Raw genomic sequence first — 18,505 nt, 5'->3', positions numbered from 1 at the left:
ACATACCTCTCCGAACAGGTCTGACCTTCTGGGCGGTCCACTCGGCAATGCGAGCCCCGATACGAGCGACTGCCCGGTTCAAGGATCGGACACATGCAGATTCCTCACGACCCGAAGGCAATGGCCAAAAGCCTTCGTCATGCGCTTGCCGAGCGACGCGTCGACATCTCTCACAGTGACAGTCTGGAGTGCGTAGCTCGTCAATTCGGTTGGCGCGATTGGAACACGCTGGCTGCTCAACTCGACCGGCCTGTTCTGCGTCTGCCCGAAGATTGGAACGTCGGCGGCACGCGCAGCGACGAATACGAGATGGGCTTCGACCCAGCAGAAAACTGCGCTGTCATCCGCTTCCGGGTAGCTTTTGCAGAGCCGATCACGGGTCATGCGTCGTCGGGCTTTGGAACGCTGATGCAGAACTTCCGAGCCGAAGGCTTCCTCAACAAGCGGCTCGAACTCAGCGCACAGCTAAAGGCCAGCGAGGTGACTTGAGCCGGCGCCCTCTGGATGCGTATCGACGGGGAGAAGGGCCGCACGCTTGCCTTCGACAACCTCGATGGGCGCAGGATTGAGGGGCCGCTCGTTGGCACCGTCGGTTGGCAAGACAGGTCCATCGTGATGGACGTGCCTCCAGACGCGCAGTCGATCCACTTCGGGTTCTTCCTACGCGGTGGAGGCAGCGTCTGGGCTCGACGGTTCCGCTTCACCGATGTGGACGCTTCGGTACAAGTGACGGATCATGTCATTCCCCGAAGGTCCGCTCCTACCAACCTCGATTTCGGAGCCGTAGCTTAGTCGAAGGCGCTGGTTCGAGTGGCCATGATCGCTTGGGGCGGCGCCAGCGGCAGCTTTCCACCCGTTTCGGCGTAGGTCACTGCATGACCAAGCAGCCTGTAAGCGGACTTTCCCGCGAGTTTGCGACGGGCCGAGTTTGCGACGGGCCGAATGGGGCGCGGGTGTCGGATCCGCGTCAGGCGCAGCCGGGAAGGGTCTCGAAGCACCAGGGCGCCTCCCAAAAAGCCTTGACAATATTCCTATATCATGCTCTCTTGCCGCCACTCGCCTCCCCCGATGGGAGGCCCGCCGGCGGACCGGGTCGGCGGGTTTGGGAGGAGGAGACGGCGCTCGCGTCGATCGCCCGGTTTCGCCATCGCCCCGAGCCGCGCCGTGCGACGCAAGGTGTTCCGGAGCGGGCCGATCCGTCGGCCCGGCATCTGGGGCACCCCCAGAGAACGGACGGCCCGCCCACTACGAGACGGGTCCGGGGCCGTGGGCCATGATAAGCCGGCCGCCGGGGCCTTCGATCCCGCGAGGGATCGGGGCGCCGGAGGGGGGCTGCCGCAAGCCGAGTCGCCGGCGCCGTGGAAGGACGCCGTGACGTGACGGGTTCGGGCCTCCGGGGCCGGACCCAGGGACGCCGGGAAACCGGCATTCATCTTGTTCACGTGGTTTCGCGGCGTCCCGCGTCTCCCGCCTTTCGACCCCTGCGCCGGAAACGGCGGCGGGGCGGCACGCCTGCGTCCGCGTGCGCCCGGATCCTCCCTCCCGTCGTCCAGGTTCTCTTTCCGATCACACAGGTCGTTTCTCCCATGTGCTGGCCGCATCGCGTCCACCCGGACGTCCACCGGTCGAGCGCGGCGTTCTTGACCTCTTGGCCGCTTCGGTGCTTGTGGCCCTCGCTCGAGATCCGGTCGTTTCGAAGCCGGCGGAGCCCAATCCTGGGATGGAGACTGCCTTGAAACGTTCACGCCGCACGAAGATCATCGCCACCCTGGGTCCGGCCTCCGACACGCCGGAGATGATCGAGAAGCTGTTTCGCGCCGGCGCGGACGTCTTCCGGCTCAACATGAGCCACCTGCCCCGCGAAAAGCTGCCCGAGAAGATCGAGGTCATCCGCACGATCGAGCGCGAGCTGAAGCATCCGATCGCGATCCTCGTCGATCTCCAGGGTCCGAAGCTGCGCGTGGCCGCCTTCGCCGAGGGCGCGGCGATCCTGCGGAACGGCGCCACCTTCGTGCTCGACAGCGACCCGACCCCCGGCGACGTCTCGCGGGTCTACCTGCCCCATCCCGAGATCCTCTCGGCCCTGGAGCCCGGCCACGTCGTCATCATCGACGACGGCAAGCTGCGGCTGACCGTGACCGAGGTGTCCGAGGGCCGCGCGGTGACCCGCGTCGAGATCGGCGGCCGCATCTCGAATCGCAAGGGCGTCTCGCTGCCCGACACCGTGATCCCCGTCGCCGCCATGACCGAGAAGGATCGCGGCGACCTCGAGGCCGGCCTCGCGGCGGGCGCCGACTGGATCGCCGTCTCCTTCGTGCAGCGTCCCGAGGACGTGGCCGAGGTGAAGAAGGTCGCGGCGGGCCGCGCCCTCATCATGGCCAAGATCGAGAAGCCGCAGGCGCTGACCCGCCTGGAGGAGATCATCGAGATCTCGGACGGCCTGATGGTGGCCCGCGGCGATCTCGGCGTCGAGATGCCCCTGGAGCAGGTGCCCGGCGTGCAGAAGCGCATCACCCGCGCCTCCCGCCGCATGGGCAAGCCGGTGGTCGTCGCGACCCAGATGCTCGAATCGATGATCACCGCTCCGGTGCCGACCCGCGCCGAGGTCTCCGACGTCGCCACCGCGGTCTACGAGGGTGCCGACGCGGTGATGCTCTCGGCAGAGAGCGCCTCCGGCTCCTTCCCGATCGAGGCGATCTCGATGATGAGCCGGATCGCCGAGCAGGTCGAGCGCGACGCCCTGTACTGGACGATCCTCACGGCCCAGCGCTCCGAGCCCGACGCCACCGCCTCCGACGCCATCGCGGCGGCGGCCCACCAGATGGTCGACGCCCTGAATCTCACGGCCATCATGGCCTGGACGCATTCCGGTTCGACCGCCCTGCGCCTCGCCCGCTCGCGGCCCAACGCCACGATCATCGCGCTGACGCCCAAGCGCGAGACGGCGCGCCGCCTCGCCATGTGCTGGGGCACCCACCCGATCGTCACCAAGGACGCCAGCGACGTCGACGACATGGCGTTCCGCGCGGCGAAGTTCGCCGTTCGCGAAAACTTCGCCGAGATCGGCGGACGCATCATCGTGGTGGCCGGCGTGCCGTTCGGGACGCCCGGTGCGACGAACCTCGTGCGCATCGCCTTCGTCACCCGCGAGCACGCCGCCAAGGCGTGAACCCGCCGGGGCGCGTCCGGGCTCGCTGCCCGGCGCGCCTCAGGGCACCGGCAGCGACTCGGCGAGGCGCGCGACCTCGTCGACCACGGCCTCGGTCGCCACGATGTGGACCATGTGGCCGATCCCGGGCAGGACCACGAGCCGGGCACCGGGGATCAGGTTCGCCAGCGGCCTGGCGTGCCGCTCGGCCGGGACGATCGCATCGCGGTCGCCGGTGACGATGACCGTCGGGACGGCGATGCGCCCGTAATCGGCGCTCTGGCGCTTCAGGGCCTCCGGCAGCGCCACGAGGTCCTGCACGTTGGCGAGCATCGTCGCCGGACGCAGGACCAGGGCGGCCCGGCTCGCCTCCAGGTAGCCGGCGGGCGCGTCCTGGGGCCGGAACGCCGATCGGCCCGCGGGCGCCAGGTAGCCGAGCCCGACCGGCGTCGCCACCGTGCGGCTGAGCAGCCAGGTCACCGGCGGCACCAGGGCGAGCCGGTAATACCAGGGGAGCGGCCCGAGCGCGGGCAGCGGCATCGCCACCGGTGCGAGGAGGACGAGACCCGCGACCCTGCCGGGATGATCGAGGGCGAGCGCGGTCGCCAGCGCCCCGGCCCAGGAATGACCGACGACGAGGGCGGGTCCGACCCCGAGGGCCTTCAGCGCCTCGGCGATCGCCGCGGCCTGCGCCCTCGGCGTCGCCATGGCGTCGCCGGTCAGGCGGTCGCTCCAGCCGAAGCCCGGCCGGTCGAGGGCGACGACGCGAAACCCGTCCGCCGCGAGGCGACGCCCGAGATCCGCCATCGGTTCGGAGGCATTGGCCGAGGCGCCGTGCAGCAGGACGACGGTGCCACGCGCGGACGGGTTCGGACCGGCTTGGATCGTGGCGATGCGCCCGCCGGTCACCGTCGCGAACGGGCCTGCCGGCGGATAGCGCGCGTCGATCCGCGCCGAGATCAGCAGGGTGACGCCCGCGGCCACGAGCACGAGGACGATTCCACCGGCCAGGAGGCCGGCGATCAGCTTGAGCAAGAGCATGATCGGCTACAGGTCGCGGCCGTCGACGTCCGGCGCCAGGCGGTCGATGGCCTGTTGCAGCCGGTCCATCCGCGGATACAACGCGGCCGCCCGGCGGAACGCCTCCAGGGCGCGGCGCTTGTCCTCCAGGGTCTGGTAGATCCGCCCCAGGGCCGCCCAGGCTTCGAAATGGCGCGGCTCCAGCACGAGGGTGCGCTGCAGGTCGGCGATCGCCGCGGACGGGTCCGAGAGCATCCAGAAGACGGTCGCGCGCCGGTTCCATCCCTCGGACCATCCCGGCTCGAGGGCGGTGGCCCGATCCATCAGCTCGACCGCCAGGGGGAGATCCTGACTGGACATGGCTTGGCGGGCGCGCTCGGTCAGGAGGTCGGCCGTCGCGCTGCCGGACCGCCCCAGCCGCTGCTCGATCAGCCGCGCGACGCCCTTCGCCTCGGCATCGTCCCCGGCCGCCTTCAGGCGCGCGTAGAGATCGTCGAGGCTGAGCGGCTGCACCTTCTTCGGTGGCTGCGGCTCGACTGTCGGGCGTGCTCCGGCGGCGGGGGCGAGAACAACGCAGAAAGCCGCGACGAGCGCGGCTTTCAGGCAGGATCGATCGGGTAAGAGTCGCGACATGGGCGGGAGCTTCCTCGCCTCGGATCGCGACGTCAACGTGTGCGCTTGCCGCGTCTCGCGGCGCAGCACCCGTGCGCTTCAGCCCTGACGCGCCTTGAAGCGCTTCTGGGTCTTGTTGATGATGTAGACACGCCCCTTGCGACGCACGATCTGGTTGTCGCGGTGACGGCCACGCAGGGACTTGAGGGAGTTGCGAATCTTCATCGGTCTCACGTCGGTCGGGAACGAACCCGCCGCCTGTCCATAGGGTCTCGGGAGCGAGGCACCTGACGGCGGCCTCGGCGATGTGTCGATGCATCGCGGAAAGGCGGTTGCCTTATCAGGATTCGCGTCGGCAAGGCAAGGCGTTCGGGTCCATTCCGAGCCGAAGCTTCGCCGGAATGTCGTCCCCCCTGGCCCCGATGCCGCAGAGGGGCGCGGTTCTAAGGCTTCCTCGGACCGGCAGATCGACCTCAGCGTCGGCGCGGCATTCGCGCATTCGTGACCCTTGCGCGGCCTGACAACGACTTGCGACCCGAAGCGAGCGGCGACCGATATCCGTCTGTAAAGGATTGGATTGCTATGTCTTTCCAACGCACGTGGGGCGCGGAGACAGAACCCGTGACGACTAACCTGGAGCAATCCGAGGCACCGACGGCCGTCGAGCGGCGCGAAGAGCGTAATCCGACCAACTGGATCGCGACGATTCGATTCCGCGACGGCACCGAGATTCCCTGTAGCGTGAAGGACGTTTCGAAATCCGGCGCACGGATCTGTGTCGGCGCCAATCAGAGTCTTCCGCCCGTCTTCATGCTCCGGATCATCGGGCGCGATTTCCTCTGCCTCGTCCGGATCGCGTGGCGGCGCGGGGATTTCGTCGGGGTTCGCATCGAACGGGTCGGCAAGGTTCCGCCACCCGCCGCCACGCCTGCACCGACCGTCACGGCCCCACCGACCGCGCCTGCGATCGATCCACCGGCCGACATCTCGACCATTGGCGAGCTGGATGGCGGGGGCATCGGCGTGCGGTCGCGGAAGCGCGGCATCTCCTCGTTCTGAGGCTGCGCTGCGGCGCCCATGCCGACGATTTCACCACGCGTAATGAAACAAAACCCCGCCCTGCNGCATGCGCAGGGCGGGGTTTTCGGTGTTTCAGGTGCTGCGCGGAGTAAACTCAGGCGGCGCTACGGTTGCGGGCTTCGCGCTTGGTATCGACGCCCGAGGCTTTGATCTCGGACAGCTTCTGGGCGACGTTGCGCGAGAAGACGAACTCGGCCGGGCGCTGGTTCTCCAGGCTGACCTCCGGGGCCATCTCGCCCTCGGTCTTGATGCCGCGGAGCGCATGCACCAGGGGCTTCCAGGGCTTCTTCACGGAGTCGACCACCGAGGAGGCCTCGTAGCCCGAATGGACCATGCAGTCGGCGCACTTCTCGTAGTTGCCGGTGCCGTAGGAGTCCCAATCGGTCTCCTCCATCAGCTCCTTGAACGTCGCCGCGTAGCCCTCGCCGAGGAGGTAGCAGGGCTTCTGCCAGCCGAAGACCGTGCGGGTCGGATTGCCCCAGGGGGTGCAATGATAGGTCTGGTTGCCGGCCAGGAAGTCGAGGAACAGACCCGACTGCTGGAAGGTCCACTTTTCGCGGCCCTTCTCCTTGCCGTGGCGGAACACGCCGCGGAACAGTTCCTTCGTCGCCTTGCGGTTCAGGAAGTGCTTCTGGTCGGGCGCCCGCTCATAGGCGTAGCCCGGCGAGACCGTGATGCCGTCGATGCCCATCTTCGTCACGCTGTCGAAGAAGTCGGCGATCTTGTCTGCGGAGGAGTTGTTGAAGAAGGTACAGTTGATGGTGACGCGGAAGCCCATCTCCTTGGCCTTGGCGATCGCTGCTACCGCCTTGTCGTAGACGCCACGCTGGCACACCGACTGGTCGTGCATCTCCTTGTCGCCGTCCAGATGGATCGACCAGGTGAAATATGGGCTCGGCTTGTATTCCTTGATCTTCTTCTCGAGCAGGAGCGCGTTCGTGCAGACGATGGCGAACTTCTTCTGCGCGATGATGCCCTCGACGATCTGGGGCAGATCCTTGTGCAGCAGTGGCTCGCCGCCCGCGATCACGACGACGGGTGCACCGCACTCGCGCACGGATTCCAGTGCGTCTGCGACCGGCAGCCGCTTGTTCAGGATCTCGTCCGGGTAGTCGATCTTTCCACAACCGGCGCAAGCCAGATTGCAGCGGAACAGGGGCTCCATCATCATCACCAGCGGGTAGCGCTTGCGACCAGTGAGGTGCTGCTTCAGGATGTAGCCGCCGATCTTCGCGACGTACCGGATAGGGATGCCCAAGACGCGGCTCCTTGTTGTTGGCCCCGATGTATCGGGCTGCTTAGCGTGAAAAAAGGCCAAATTCCAGCGAGCTAGACTGGAACCAATCCGAAAGACCTCGAATGGGCGCCGTTCGCGCACGTTCTTCCGGCGCTGAAACAATCCGGCCACAGACCGTGACCTCAGTCGTCCAACGGTCGGAGCGCTCCAGCGGCATATAACTCAGCCGGGAGCGCTTATTCCTAGTCGGTGACTGCATGCCAGGGCCGCGGCTTGACTGTACGCCAGGTCCGACCGAGCGGAGAAAACTCCAAGTTCCCGGTCGCTGCAGTGCGAAATCACACTATCGGGTGAACCGGGATCAGGTGAGTTCGGTTGCGTTGCATTACGGCCTTCGGGCCGCTAGGTGAGCGGGTCGATGAAGCAGATTCGTGTGAGCGGTGCGATTCGGTCGAACACGTCCCGGTCCTTCGCCCCTCGGTTCCTTGCAACCAGGCTCGGGCATTGGATTCGGGATTTGCACCAACAGGTGATAACCGGCGTCGCTCGATAGATCGGTTCCCGTTTCGCGGCCCTAACCACCTGCTACGCAGATGATTCGCGCGGCCGGACGGGAACTGGATCGCTCAGGCAGGTAGGACACTCGTGATCGAACGACTCGTCGCGTTTTCCGTCCAGCGTCGCTGGTTGGTCATAGCTCTCGTCGCACTCCTGACAGCGGCAAGTGCCGGTGTGGCGGCTCATCTCTTTAAGATCAATACCGACGTCGAGCGGTTGATCGACAAGGATGTGCCCTGGCGCCAGGACGAGATCAATTACGAGAAGGCGTTTCCACAGCGCACCGGCACCCTCGTGGCGGTGATCGACGGCAAGACGCCCGAGGAGGCGGAGGAAGCGGCTGCGGAGTTTTCTGCGGCTCTTGTCGGCCACAAGGACATGATCGAGTCGGTCTATCGCCCGGACGGCGGTGCCTTCTACGAGAAGAACGGCTTCCTGCTGATGTCGCAGGAAGAGCTGACCAAGACCACCGAACAGCTCGTCCAGCAGCAGGGTCTCCTCGGCCCGCTGGCGGCCGATCCCTCGCTGCGCGGTATCATGCGCGTTCTTGGTCTGGGAGCCCGTGGCATCAAGAGCGGCGATGCCAAGCTCGAGGATCTCGAGCGCCCGATGACTCAGATCGACACGACCGTGCACAAGGTGCTGGCTGGCGAGCCGGCGCGGATGTCGTGGCAGATGCTGCTGTCGGACGGGCAGACGCAGAGTACCGACCTGCGCAAGTTCGTCATGATCCAGCCGGTGCTGGACTACAACGCCCTCCAACCAGGCGCGAACGCGACAGAGGTCGTGCGCAGGGTCGCCTCCGATCTCAAGATCAATACCCTCGGCGGTCCCGAATTCGACGGCGCTCCGCGCATGCGGCTGACCGGACCCGTGGCCGTGGCCGATGACGAGTTCGCGACCCTCTCCGAGGATGCGCTGCTGAACTACAGCGTCACCGTCGGCGCGATCGTCCTGTTCCTGTGGCTCGCCCTGCGCTCAGCGCCGCTGATCGGCGCGGTTCTGATCACCACCTTCGCGGGACTCATCGTGACCGCCGGCCTCGGTCTCCTGATGGTCGGCGAACTGAACCCGATCTCGGTGGCGTTCGCCGCGCTCTTCGTGGGGCTCGGCATCGATTTCGGCATCCAGTTCGCGGTCCGCTATCGCGCCGACCGCTTCGAGCAGCCCGACCTTCCCTCGGCCATGCGGGCGGCGGCTCGCGGGGTCGGCTGGTCTCTCACCCTTGCGGCCATCTCGCTGATCGCCGGATTCTTCGCGTTCCTGCCCACCGCATTCCGCGGTGTTTCCGAACTCGGCCTCATCGCCGGCGTCGGCATGATCGTGGCCTACCTGTTCTCCCTCACCCTGCTGCCTGCGCTGATCGCAGTGTTCAAGCCGAAGGGGGAGCGCGAGGCCGTCGAGACCACGTGGCTGGCCGGCGTCGACCCGTGGATCATCCGCAACCGCAGGCCGATTCTGATCGGCGTCGGCGTGATCACGCTGGCGGGCATTCCGCTGCTCTTCAAGCTGCCCTTCGATTCCAACCCGATGCACCTGCGCAGTCCGAAGGTGGAATCGATCTCGACCTATCTCGACCTGATCAAAGACCCGGCGACGAGCCCGAACATCGTCGACGTGATGGCGCCGTCGGTCGACGCGGTGCCGGGCCTTGCCGAAAAGCTGACGAAGCTGAAATCGGTGGCGAAGGTGATCGACATCAATACCTTCGTACCGCCCGATCAGGATCAGAAGCTCGCGACCATCGCGGAGACGGCGCAACTCCTGGGTCCGGTGTTGAACCCGGGCCGCAAGCCGCCACCGCCGACCGACGCCGACAACGTCAAGGCGATCAAGGAAGCCGTGACGGCCCTGCGGGGCATCGCCTCCAGCTCCAGCGCTCCCGGCGCGAAGGCAGCCGGCGACCTCGCCACCGATCTCGACAAGCTCGCAGCCGCCCCGGTCGCCACTCGGGAGGCCGCCAGCGTCGCGTTGACAACCGACCTCAAGACCCTGCTCACGCGGCTTTCCGGATTGCTGAACCCGGAAAAGGTCACGCTCGACAACCTGCCGCCTAAGCTCAAGGCCGAGTGGGTCGCCGCCGATGGACGCTCGCGGATCGAGGTTCATCCGAGCGGCGATGCCAACGACAACCGGGTGCTGCGCAACTTCGCGCAGGAAGTGCAAAGCGTTGCGCCCCACGCGACAGGTGCCCCCGTCGCCACGACCTCATCGAGCTACACCATCCTCGGCGCCTTCCTGCAGGCGGCGATCACCGCCCTTGTGCTGATCTTCATCATCCTCTCCCTCGCCCTACGGAAGCCGTGGGACGTGGCGATGACCCTCGGGCCGCTGGTCCTGGCGACCCTGTGGACCCTGATGGCCCTGCATATCGTCGGGATGCCGTTGAACTTCGCCAACATCATCGCGATGCCGCTGATGCTGGCCGTCGGTGTGGCTTTTCACATCTACTACGTCATCGCCTGGCGGGCGGGCGTCACGGACATGCTGGCCTCCAGCCTGACCCGGGCGATCTTCTTCTCGGCGCTGACCACCGGCACCGCCTTCGGCTCGCTGGTGCTGTCGAGCCATCCAGGGACTGCGAGCATGGGCAAACTCCTCGCCCTGTCGCTGTTCTTCACTCTGGTGGCTGCGTTCTTCGTGGTCCCGGCCTTCCTCGGCCCGCCGCCGAAGCATCCCGATCCGAAGCGTCCCGAGGGTGATGCCGCCCTACCACCGAAGGCACGGACCCCCATCGCTGAGGCGGTTGCAGTCAAGTAGGCCACCTCTTCCATCGCAGACATAGAACGGGCGCGGGCCGAACCCGCGCCCGTTCTTGTGTCCGATGGGCGCTCGTGCCTGAGTCTGGCTCAGGCGGTCAGGTCAGAAAATCCGAGAAGCCGCCGCGCGGAATGCCCGCAACGGCCGCACGGCTTTCAGGTGCGAGGAGCGCGTCCAGCTCGGCCGCATAGGCGTAGCCCGGCGCCTCGCCCGGAAAACCGCGTTCGGTCGCAGGGTGCGTGTAGAGTTCGGTGAGGCCGTCGGGCAGATGCGCCAGAAGGCTCGCCACGCGTGCCGGGTTCATCGCCCCCGACCAGGCGAGGCCGAGGGTTCGATCGGGGATCAGGAAGCCGGCCTGGCGCGCCCGCACTGCGAGCAGAGCTGCCCAGGGCGCCGTATCCAGGGCCGCTTTCGCGCTGGTGCCCGGTTCGGCCGCCCGCAGCACCGCGCGGGTTTCGCGAGGCACGCGGATCGCTCGCATGCCGTGCCGCGCGCCGGCGGCGAGCACCAGTCCGGCGATCAGCGGGTGCACGTGGAAATGCTTGTGGGCATTGACATGGTCGAGAGTCAGCCCCGTCGCCCCATAGGACCGGAACTGCGCCTCGATCTCCGCGGCGAGTTGGCGCCGCGCAGAGCCCTTCAAGGCGAGGTCGAGGCCGAGCCGTCCCATGTCGCGGCGGATGAGACCGTCCGGCCCGACGAGATCCGGCAGCTCGGACGGCGGTAAAGTCGGCCAAGCCTCCACCATCACGAGGTGAAGGCCCACCCGCAGGGACGGCAGACGCTTGGCTCGTGCCACCGCATCGGCGGCGGCCGGCGCCGAGACCATCAGGCTCGCGGCGGTGAGAATACCGTCACGGTGGGCCTGCTCCACCGCCTCGTTGACTTGGAGGCTCAGACCGAAATCATCGGCCGTGACAACCAATCGCTTCACGTCGCGGCTCCGGCTTGCGGGCGCTATCCCGCCCGATTGATCGAGAGTTCTCACCCCCGAAACGCGAAACGGCCGGGCTTCCCGGCCCGGCCGCATCACAAGGAATTGTCCGCGCGTTCAGGCGGCGGCGCTGGTCTGGCGCTCCTTGAGGAAGCGGTAGAACTCCACGCCCTCGCGAAGGCGGCGCTTCATCATGTCGGGCGACCGGACCATCTCGGAGACGATCGAGGCGATCTTCGGCGCGCGGAAATAGAACTTCTTGTAGAACTCTTCGACAGCCGCGAAGATTTCCGTGTGCGACAGGTGCGGGTAGTGCAGCGGCGCGATCTGAACGCCGTTCTCATCCACCAGCTCGGCATTCTTGACGTCGAGCCAACCGTTCTCGACGGCCTGCTTGTAGAGGAACGTGCCGGGATAGGGCGCAGCCAGCGAGACCTGGATCGTGTGCGGGTTGATGCGCTTGGCGAAGGCGATCGTCTCCTGGATCGTCTCCTTCGACTCGCCTGGGAGGCCGACGATGAAGGTGCCGTGGATGGCGATGCCGAGGTCGTGGCAGTCCTTGGTGAACTTCTCGGCCACCTCGACGCGCATGCCCTTCTTGATGTTGTTCAGGATCTTCTGGTTGCCGGACTCGTAGCCGACCAGGAGCAGGCGCAGGCCGTTGTCCTTGAGGACTTTCAGGGTCTCGCGGGGCACGTTCGCCTTGGCGTTGCACGACCACGTCACGCCGAGCTTGCCGAGCTCGCGGGCGATCTCCTCGGCGCGCGGCAGGTTGTCCGTGAAGGTGTCGTCGTCGAAGAAGAACTCCTTCGTCTGCGGGAACTCCTTCAGGCAGTACTTGATCTCCTCGATCACGTGGGCGACCGAGCGGGTGCGGTAGGTGTGGCCGCCGACCGTCTGCGGCCAGAGGCAGAAGGTGCAGCGCGACTTGCAGCCGCGGCCCGAGTAGAACGAGATGTAGGGGTGCTTCAGGTAGCCGATGAAGTACTTCTCCATCTCGAGGTCGCGCTTGTAGACCGAGGTCACGAACGGCAACTGGTCCATGTCCGTCATGATCTCACGGTCCTCGTTATGGACCACGACGCCATTGGCATCACGATAGGACAGCCCCTTGATCTCGGACATCGGGGTGCCGTCGGCGACTTCCTTGACTGTGAAGTCGAATTCGTTGCGGGCGCAGAAATCGATACACGGAGCCTGCGCCATGGAGCCGGCGGCATCCACCGCCACCTTCGCGCCGATCAGGCCGGCGACGAGCTTCGGGTTGGCGGCCTTCAGCGCCTCGACGGTCTTCACGTCGGACTTGAACGACGGCACCGAGGTGTGGAGCACGACGAGATCGAAATCGTGCGCCTGGGCGACGATCTCGTCGAGCTTGATGTTGTGCGGGGGCGCATCGATGAGCTTCGAGTTCGGAACGAGCGCGGCCGGCTGAGCGAGCCAGGTCGGGTACCAGAACGACTTGATCTCGCGCTTGGCCTGGTACCGGGAGCCGGCGCCGCCGTCGAAGCCGTCGAAGGTGGGAGCCTGCAGAAAGAGGGTGCGCATGGGGTTCGAGGCCTCAGCGAGATCAGGGAAAGGTGAAACGAGGGTCGAGGCGAAGATCAGAGCGACGATGCACCAGCATCGCGGCCGAGCGTCGTCTCGGGGATCAAGGTACCGTCCGCAACCACGCGATAATCATGGCCCTTCCATGTCACCGCACCCGAGACGAAGCTCCAGGTAAAGTTCATGAACGAGAGGATGTCGCGAATTGGCAACAGCCAGTAGGGGTGGGGAGCGAGACCAAAGGCGCGCTCCAGGCGGACGCACAGGACGATGCGACAGGCGAGCGCGAAGGCCGCCACCGCCAGGGCCGTGACACCGGCGCCGGGAATCAGGGCGCCGATCAGAGCGAGCGGGAAGGCATGGGTGACGAAGGAGCCGGCATAGCCGGTCGGATCGACGTTGCGGATCGTGCGGTTCCAGCGCAGCTCGTGGGTCCAGAGGCTGGCCAGGTCGGTGTCGACGCAGGTGTGGCCGATGGTGAAGCTCGGGATCGCCACGAGGCCACCCCGCGCGCGCAGGGCCTCGCCGATCGCGTAGTCGTCGGCGAGATCGTCCCGGAACGTCTCGAAGCCGCCGATCTCGGCGAGGGCGGTTGCGCTGAACGCGATGGTGGAGCCGAAGCAGGGATTGGCGAGGCCGAGGGAGGTGCCCATCACCACGTTCGGCAGGAACTGAACGTCGATGGCGAGCGCCGAGAGATGGGCCCAGATGCCCCGATGCGCCGGCACGCCGTGGTAGAGGCAGGTGACGCCGTTGACGCCGGGCTGGCTCATGGTGGCGACCACGCGCCCGAGATAGTCGGGCTTCACCACCATGTCGCTGTCGGCGAGCACGAGCACCTGATGGGCGATGCGGGCCGACATGTTGATGAGATTCGAGACCTTCCGGTTCGAACCGTGCTGGCGGGCATCGATCACGAGGTCGAGCCGCGCCGCCGGATAGGCCTCCTGAAGGCGGCGGACCACGGCGACCGCCGGGTCGACGGCGTTCTGGACGCCGAAGACGATCTGCACCGGACCGGGATAGGCCTGCTGGCAGAAGGTCTCCAGGTTCTCGTAGAGGTTCGGTTCGAGGCCGCAGAGCGGCTTCAGGATCGTCACCGATGGCGCCTCGGCCCCGAGCACGGGCTCAGCTTTGCGCGCGAACCGGCCCGCCAGGGCGGCGGCGGTCAGCCCGTAGAGGCAACCGACCAGGGCGATCAGGGGTAGGAGGTGCGGCAGCCAGGTCAGGTCCATGAAGGGCATCGCTCGGTCACGGGTCTCGTGAGAGTGCCGCGGTAGCGAGCGGCGCGAATCGCAACGGGTCGGGAGAGGAACAAAGTCCGGGGTATTTGGCCGGACTCTAAGGCGCTGGTTTGGCGGCGAGCATCCCCGTGGTGCGATCGCGCATGAATGTCAGCAGGCCGTCCGCGCCGCCGGTCTTCAGCGGTTCGGCGAAGCTGCCGCGCAGGCTCGCCACCTCGCTGACATTGCCGTTGAGATAGACGTCCTGCACACGGTTGCCGGGACCCACCAGGAAGTCGACCTGGGAGGTGTCGCCGTCCTTGTTGGCGACTTCCGTCTGCACGACGCGGTTGGGGCCGCGGGCCTCGCTCTGCGGCTTCACAGTGAATTTGCCGCCGGCCGCCTGGGCGAGGCGTGTGGCGTAGGTCGCGGTGAAGTAGCGGCCGAACGCCTCCGTCAGGGCGCCCTGCTGCTCGGGCGTGAAGGTCTTCCATTTCGGTCCGGCGGCGAGGCGGATCATGGCCGGGAAATCGAAGGTCTCGCTCAGGGTCGAGCCGATGCTCGCCGCGCGGGCACCGACATCCTTCGGAGCCTCCTTCAGGGCCGCCTCGAAGATCGAGTAGACCTTGGTGACGGAATCCACGGCTGCATCGTCCGCCGCGTGAGCGACCGGGCTCAGCTGCAGCAGCCCGAGGACGAGGCCAGCGAGAACGACACGATTCAGGCGCACTTCTTAAGGTCTCCCAGATCGGTCTCGACCCGGGCGCGGCTGCCGAAATCGTTGGCGAGCACCGGGATGAGAAGGTCGTGGCGCAGAGCGGGCTCGCTTCTGACTTCGGGCGCTGCGAGGGGTGCCGCGACATCGTTGCCCTCGAGGGCGTGCCAGGCGAAGAGACCGGGGACGCCGACGAGAAGGTCGGCCAGACGCTTGACCAGCGAGAGAGCCAGGGCCGCCTCGGCCGGGATGCCGAAGATCGCGCAGAGCGCGATCAATCCACCCTCCTGGGCCCCGAGGGCGCCGGGGACGGCGAAGGCCGCGCCGCGAACCGCCTGGGCCAGGCTCTCGATCACCACCGCCTCGACGATACTGACAGGGTATCCCATGAAATGCAGGGCGACGTAGACCTCGATCGTACCGATGAACCAGCCGACGAGGTGGATGCCGAGGCCGCCGGCGACGCGGCCGCGGTTGCCGTAGAGGCGCTTCAGGCTGTCGTAGAGCACGTCGATGGCGCCGAGTGCCTGCCACTCGCGCGAGCCGGCGACGCGGCTGACGAGAGCCTGGATGACCTTGTGGCCGCTGCGGCGCTGGATGAGGTAGAAGGCGCCGAGGGCGGGGGCCGCTAGGGCGAGGCCACCCGCCACGGTCCGGACGATGGGGCCGTCGCCGGCGATCCAGACGAGGAGCAGCACGCCCGCAACCGTGAACAGGAACTGGGTGACCGCCTGGGTCATTAGGTCGACGAACATGCTGGCTCCGGCGACGCCACCCGGAACGCCGCGCTTGGTCAGCAGGCGGGCGGCGACGAAATCGCCGCCGACTTGGGCGACCGGTAGGAGCGTGTTGATGCCCTCCCGCACGAAGCGCAGCGTCATGCAATCCCACAGGGTCGGACGCGCCATCTTCGGGAAGATCACGTACCAGCCGAGGCCGGCCCAGGCCACCGCGACGCCGCGGGCCACGACCACGATCAGGGCGCCCCAGCCGGCGCTGACCACGGCAGCCGCGACGTCTTCCAATCCCGAGGACAGGAACAGGCCGACGACCGTGCAGAGACCGGCGATCAGGGCCAGTGTCGTGAGACGTTTCATGGGCCCCTTTCGGCCAGCAATACAGCGGGTCGCAGCTTGGATCCGCCGTGTTTCCGACCGGAAAAAACCGTCGGAAACGGTGAACGTCTCCGGAAGTTGCAGCTTTGGGAACCGTTGTCTATCACCCCGGGGACACAGTCAGAACCAAAGCGGCACCGGGCGGAAGGCCCGCGAATTGGCCGTCGGGGCGGACAGGGGAACGGATTTATATGGACCGGGAATCACACATCACGGCCGGTGAGGTCGTGCACGATGACGCGCAGGCGGAGCGCTATGCCGGGAGCGCTTACGGAGCGACCCGGGATCCCGCCCCGAGCTCCCCGGTCATGGCCTGGAACGAATGGGATCCGCTGGAGGAGGTCATCGTCGGAAGTCTCGACGGTGCGACCATTCCGACACACCACCTGACGGTGATCTTCAACCTTCCGAGAGCGGCGCAACCGTTCTATCGCTTCGCCTCGGGCTTCCGCTACCCGCAGTTCATGAAGAAGCTCGCTCAGAAGGAACTCGATAACTTCATCTCGATCCTGGCCGGTGAGGGTGTGAAGATCCGCCGTCCCGACTCCCTCGACTTCTCGCGCAAGTACAAGGCGCCGCGCTGGTCCTCCCGCGGCTTCTGCGTCGCCTGCCCCCGCGACCCCTACCTCGTGATCGGCGACGAGATCATCGAGAGCCCGATGTGCTGGCGCTCGCGCTACTTCGAGGGCGACGCCTACCGCTCGCTGTTCAAGGAATACTTCCGCAACGGTGCGCGCTGGACGTCGGCGCCGCGGCCGCAGCTCACGGACGAGCTCTACAACTACGACTACAGGGTGCCGAACCTGAAGGCCGGCGAGCCGATGCAGTTCACCGTCAACGAGTTCGAGCCGGTCTTCGACGCCGCCGACTTCGTCCGGTGCGGCCGCGACATCTTCGTAACGCGCTCGAACGTGACGAACCTCATGGGCATCGAGTGGCTGCGCCGCCACCTGGGCTCCGGCTTCCGGGTCCACGAGATCGAGAGCCGCTGTCCGCAACCGATGCACATCGACTCGTCGTTCATGCCCCTGGCCCCGGGCAAGGTCCTGGTCAATCCGGACTACATCGACGTCGAGAAGCTTCCCGCCGTGCTGAAGAAGTGGGACGTCCTGATCGCCCCCCGCCCCGACCCCGTCGAGGGCTTCATGAGCAAGATCTCGATGTGCTCGCCCTGGACCTCGATCAACGTGCTGGCGCTCGACGAGAAGAAGATCGTCGTCGATGCGAGCCAGCCGACCCTGATCAAGGCACTCAAGGATTGGGGCTTCGATCCCATTCCGGCGCCGTTCCTGTCCTACGGTCCGTTCGGCGGCTCGTTCCACTGCGCCACCCTCGACGTCCGTCGGCGGGGCACGCTGAAGTCGTATTTCTAGGATCGTCTCGATCGTCGTTCGAAGGACGGGGGGCGCCGCGAGGCGTCCCCCTTTTTCGTGGCTCTCGCGCGCCTACCGCGCGGTTGCGTAGAGGGACGCTCCTGCGGAGACGGGGGCGGTGATGGTGGAGAAGACGGAGAGGACCTTCTGGACCTCGGTGAAGGGGGCGTTGGAGACGTAGACGAGGTCGCGGTTGCGCATGCGGAAGGCCTGGGTCAGGAACAGGCTGTTGGGATCGCGCATGTTGATGCGGTAGACCACCGGCACCAGGGGGGTGCCGAGCAGGGGGCTGCCGGGCTTGAGGCGGCGCACCACCGCGGCGGGCTCGAAGCGGAAGATGAAGGTGCCGGAGGGATCGGCCTGGAAGTCGGACAGGCCGCGCGCCTTGGCCAGCGCCTGGGCCAGCGTGATGCCCTCGGCCTGGAACGGGATCTCGGTGGAGTTGCCCAGGGCGCCCACCGCCAGGAAGGTCTGGGGATCGCGCACCAGGGTCAGGGTGTCGCCCGGGCGCAGGAAGATGTTCTCGGCCGGGTTCGACACCACCGTGGTCAGCGGCACCGTGGCGGTCTGCTGGCCGCGCGAGAGGCGCACGAAGGTCTCGTTGACGGCTGCGCGCACGCCGCCGGCGGTGGCCACCACGTCGAGCAGGCGGTCGCCCTTGCCCGAGAGCGGCACGCGGGCGCCGGCCACGACCTCGCCGGTGACGGTCACCGTCTGCGACACCGCCTTGGTGACCGAGACCAGCACCTGGGGCTGGATCGCCTTGCCGGCGAGTTCGGTCTCGATGAGGGCCTGCACGTCCTGGGGCCGGCGCCCGGCCACCTGGATGCGCCCGGCATAGGGCACGCTGATGGCCCCGTCCCGGGGCACCACCTGCTCGGGGATGAGGGCAGACTTGGAGCCGGCCGAGAAGCGGTCGGCCACCAGCGGCCCGGAGAACAGGCCGCCCGAGCCGGCTTCCCAGACCGAGATCGCCACGTAGTCGCCCACCCCGATGACGGGCTCGAGGGACGGGCGCCGGTCGCCGAAGGAGGCCAGCAGGCTGTCCAGCGCACGACCCCGCAGGGCCTCGATGGTCGCCGCCGACAGGTCGACGATCTCGTAGCGCGCGAACGTGCCCTCGCTCGTCGAAATGTCGGCCCCCTCCACAACCGCACCCGTCGTCGGTCCGGCCGCGGGAAG

The 18,505-nt window shown here is 67.0% G+C and carries 15 protein-coding genes; 5 read left to right on the top strand and 10 right to left on the bottom strand.

Features of this window, described 5'->3' with window-relative positions; genetic code table 11:
- Positions 1 to 93: 93 nt before the first annotated feature.
- Both ACLBWX_RS19935 and pyk read left to right on the top strand, forming a co-directional pair.
- Positions 94 to 489: a glyoxalase superfamily protein gene (locus ACLBWX_RS19935; protein WP_447678730.1), complete on the top strand. Its 396-nt coding sequence runs from the start codon at positions 94 to 96 to the stop codon at positions 487 to 489.
- A 1,243-nt stretch (positions 490 to 1,732) separates the two neighbouring features.
- Complete coding sequence (gene pyk / locus ACLBWX_RS19930) at positions 1,733 to 3,169, top strand: pyruvate kinase (RefSeq protein ID WP_447678729.1); 1,437 nt, start codon at positions 1,733 to 1,735, stop codon at positions 3,167 to 3,169.
- A 39-nt stretch (positions 3,170 to 3,208) separates the two neighbouring features.
- On the opposite strand, the gene ACLBWX_RS19925 is transcribed toward pyk, so the two are convergent.
- The 3 genes from ACLBWX_RS19925 to ykgO form a co-directional block, all read right to left on the bottom strand.
- Positions 3,209 to 4,189: an alpha/beta fold hydrolase gene (locus ACLBWX_RS19925; RefSeq protein WP_447678728.1), complete on the bottom strand. Its 981-nt coding sequence runs from the start codon at positions 4,187 to 4,189 to the stop codon at positions 3,209 to 3,211.
- A gap of 6 nt (positions 4,190 to 4,195) precedes the next feature.
- Complete coding sequence (locus tag ACLBWX_RS19920) at positions 4,196 to 4,801, bottom strand: tetratricopeptide repeat protein (protein ID WP_447678727.1); 606 nt, start codon at positions 4,799 to 4,801, stop codon at positions 4,196 to 4,198.
- 78 nt (positions 4,802 to 4,879) lie between these two features.
- Positions 4,880 to 5,005: a type B 50S ribosomal protein L36 gene (gene ykgO, locus ACLBWX_RS19915; protein WP_055886195.1), complete on the bottom strand. Its 126-nt coding sequence runs from the start codon at positions 5,003 to 5,005 to the stop codon at positions 4,880 to 4,882.
- 396 nt (positions 5,006 to 5,401) lie between these two features.
- On the opposite strand from ykgO, the gene ACLBWX_RS19910 reads away from it, so the two are divergent.
- A complete protein-coding gene (locus tag ACLBWX_RS19910; RefSeq protein WP_447678726.1) occupies positions 5,402 to 5,839 on the top strand; it encodes a PilZ domain-containing protein in 438 nt (145 codons plus the stop codon).
- Positions 5,840 to 5,954: 115 nt separating this feature from the next.
- Here the strand turns inward: ACLBWX_RS19910 and hpnH are convergent, their stop codons facing one another.
- Entirely contained in the window at positions 5,955 to 7,118 is a 1,164-nt protein-coding gene (gene hpnH / locus ACLBWX_RS19905; protein WP_055951783.1) for an adenosyl-hopene transferase HpnH, read from the bottom strand.
- A gap of 624 nt (positions 7,119 to 7,742) precedes the next feature.
- On the opposite strand from hpnH, the gene ACLBWX_RS19900 reads away from it, so the two are divergent.
- Positions 7,743 to 10,415 (top strand): MMPL family transporter, encoded by a 2,673-nt coding sequence (locus tag ACLBWX_RS19900; protein ID WP_447678725.1) that lies wholly within the window; start codon positions 7,743 to 7,745, stop codon positions 10,413 to 10,415.
- Between the two features lie 97 nt (positions 10,416 to 10,512).
- Here the strand turns inward: ACLBWX_RS19900 and hpnK are convergent, their stop codons facing one another.
- The 5 genes from hpnK to ACLBWX_RS19875 all read right to left on the bottom strand — a co-directional run bounded on the left by hpnK (position 10,513) and on the right by ACLBWX_RS19875 (position 15,932).
- Positions 10,513 to 11,349, bottom strand: coding sequence for a hopanoid biosynthesis-associated protein HpnK (gene hpnK / locus ACLBWX_RS19895; RefSeq protein ID WP_447678724.1), 837 nt, complete (start codon positions 11,347 to 11,349; stop codon positions 10,513 to 10,515).
- Between the two features lie 117 nt (positions 11,350 to 11,466).
- Positions 11,467 to 12,897 (bottom strand): hopanoid biosynthesis associated radical SAM protein HpnJ, encoded by a 1,431-nt coding sequence (gene hpnJ, locus ACLBWX_RS19890; RefSeq protein ID WP_447678723.1) that lies wholly within the window; start codon positions 12,895 to 12,897, stop codon positions 11,467 to 11,469.
- A gap of 56 nt (positions 12,898 to 12,953) precedes the next feature.
- Positions 12,954 to 14,132 carry a bacteriohopanetetrol glucosamine biosynthesis glycosyltransferase HpnI gene (hpnI, locus tag ACLBWX_RS19885; RefSeq protein WP_447678722.1) on the bottom strand — a complete coding sequence of 393 codons (1,179 nt, stop codon included), beginning with the start codon at positions 14,130 to 14,132 and terminating at the stop codon, positions 12,954 to 12,956.
- Between the two features lie 106 nt (positions 14,133 to 14,238).
- Positions 14,239 to 14,850, bottom strand: a complete 612-nt coding sequence (locus tag ACLBWX_RS19880) for an MlaC/ttg2D family ABC transporter substrate-binding protein (RefSeq protein WP_447678721.1) — start codon at positions 14,848 to 14,850, stop codon at positions 14,239 to 14,241.
- Positions 14,841 to 15,932, bottom strand: coding sequence for a flippase-like domain-containing protein (locus tag ACLBWX_RS19875; RefSeq protein WP_447678720.1), 1,092 nt, complete (start codon positions 15,930 to 15,932; stop codon positions 14,841 to 14,843). The genes ACLBWX_RS19880 and ACLBWX_RS19875 overlap by 10 nt, the downstream gene beginning before the upstream one ends.
- Before the next feature lie 209 nt (positions 15,933 to 16,141).
- On the opposite strand from ACLBWX_RS19875, the gene ACLBWX_RS19870 reads away from it, so the two are divergent.
- A complete protein-coding gene (locus tag ACLBWX_RS19870; RefSeq protein WP_447678719.1) occupies positions 16,142 to 17,323 on the top strand; it encodes an amidinotransferase in 1,182 nt (393 codons plus the stop codon).
- Positions 17,324 to 17,395: 72 nt separating this feature from the next.
- On the opposite strand, the gene ACLBWX_RS19865 is transcribed toward ACLBWX_RS19870, so the two are convergent.
- The coding region (locus tag ACLBWX_RS19865; RefSeq protein ID WP_447678718.1) for a polysaccharide biosynthesis/export family protein at positions 17,396 to 18,505 on the bottom strand (1,110 nt) is incomplete at its 5' end.

The sequence above is a fragment of the Methylobacterium sp. M6A4_1b genome (assembly GCF_053345175.1).
The sequence above is the reverse complement of the archived record's forward strand: the minus strand, read 5'-3'. Positions and strand labels throughout refer to the sequence as shown.

Coding starts and splice junctions, on each gene's coding strand:
- ykgO (WP_055886195.1), bottom strand. CDS start 5,005: ATGAAGATTCGCAACTCCCTCAAGTCCCTGCGTGGCCGTCACCGCGAC.
- hpnJ (WP_447678723.1), bottom strand. CDS start 12,897: ATGCGCACCCTCTTTCTGCAGGCTCCCACCTTCGACGGCTTCGACGGC.
- ACLBWX_RS19875 (WP_447678720.1), bottom strand. CDS start 15,932: ATGAAACGTCTCACGACACTGGCCCTGATCGCCGGTCTCTGCACGGTC.
- hpnI (WP_447678722.1), bottom strand. CDS start 14,132: ATGGACCTGACCTGGCTGCCGCACCTCCTACCCCTGATCGCCCTGGTC.
- ACLBWX_RS19870 (WP_447678719.1), top strand. CDS start 16,142: ATGGACCGGGAATCACACATCACGGCCGGTGAGGTCGTGCACGATGAC.
- ACLBWX_RS19935 (WP_447678730.1), top strand. CDS start 94: ATGCAGATTCCTCACGACCCGAAGGCAATGGCCAAAAGCCTTCGTCAT.
- ACLBWX_RS19920 (WP_447678727.1), bottom strand. CDS start 4,801: ATGTCGCGACTCTTACCCGATCGATCCTGCCTGAAAGCCGCGCTCGTC.
- ACLBWX_RS19925 (WP_447678728.1), bottom strand. CDS start 4,189: ATGCTCTTGCTCAAGCTGATCGCCGGCCTCCTGGCCGGTGGAATCGTC.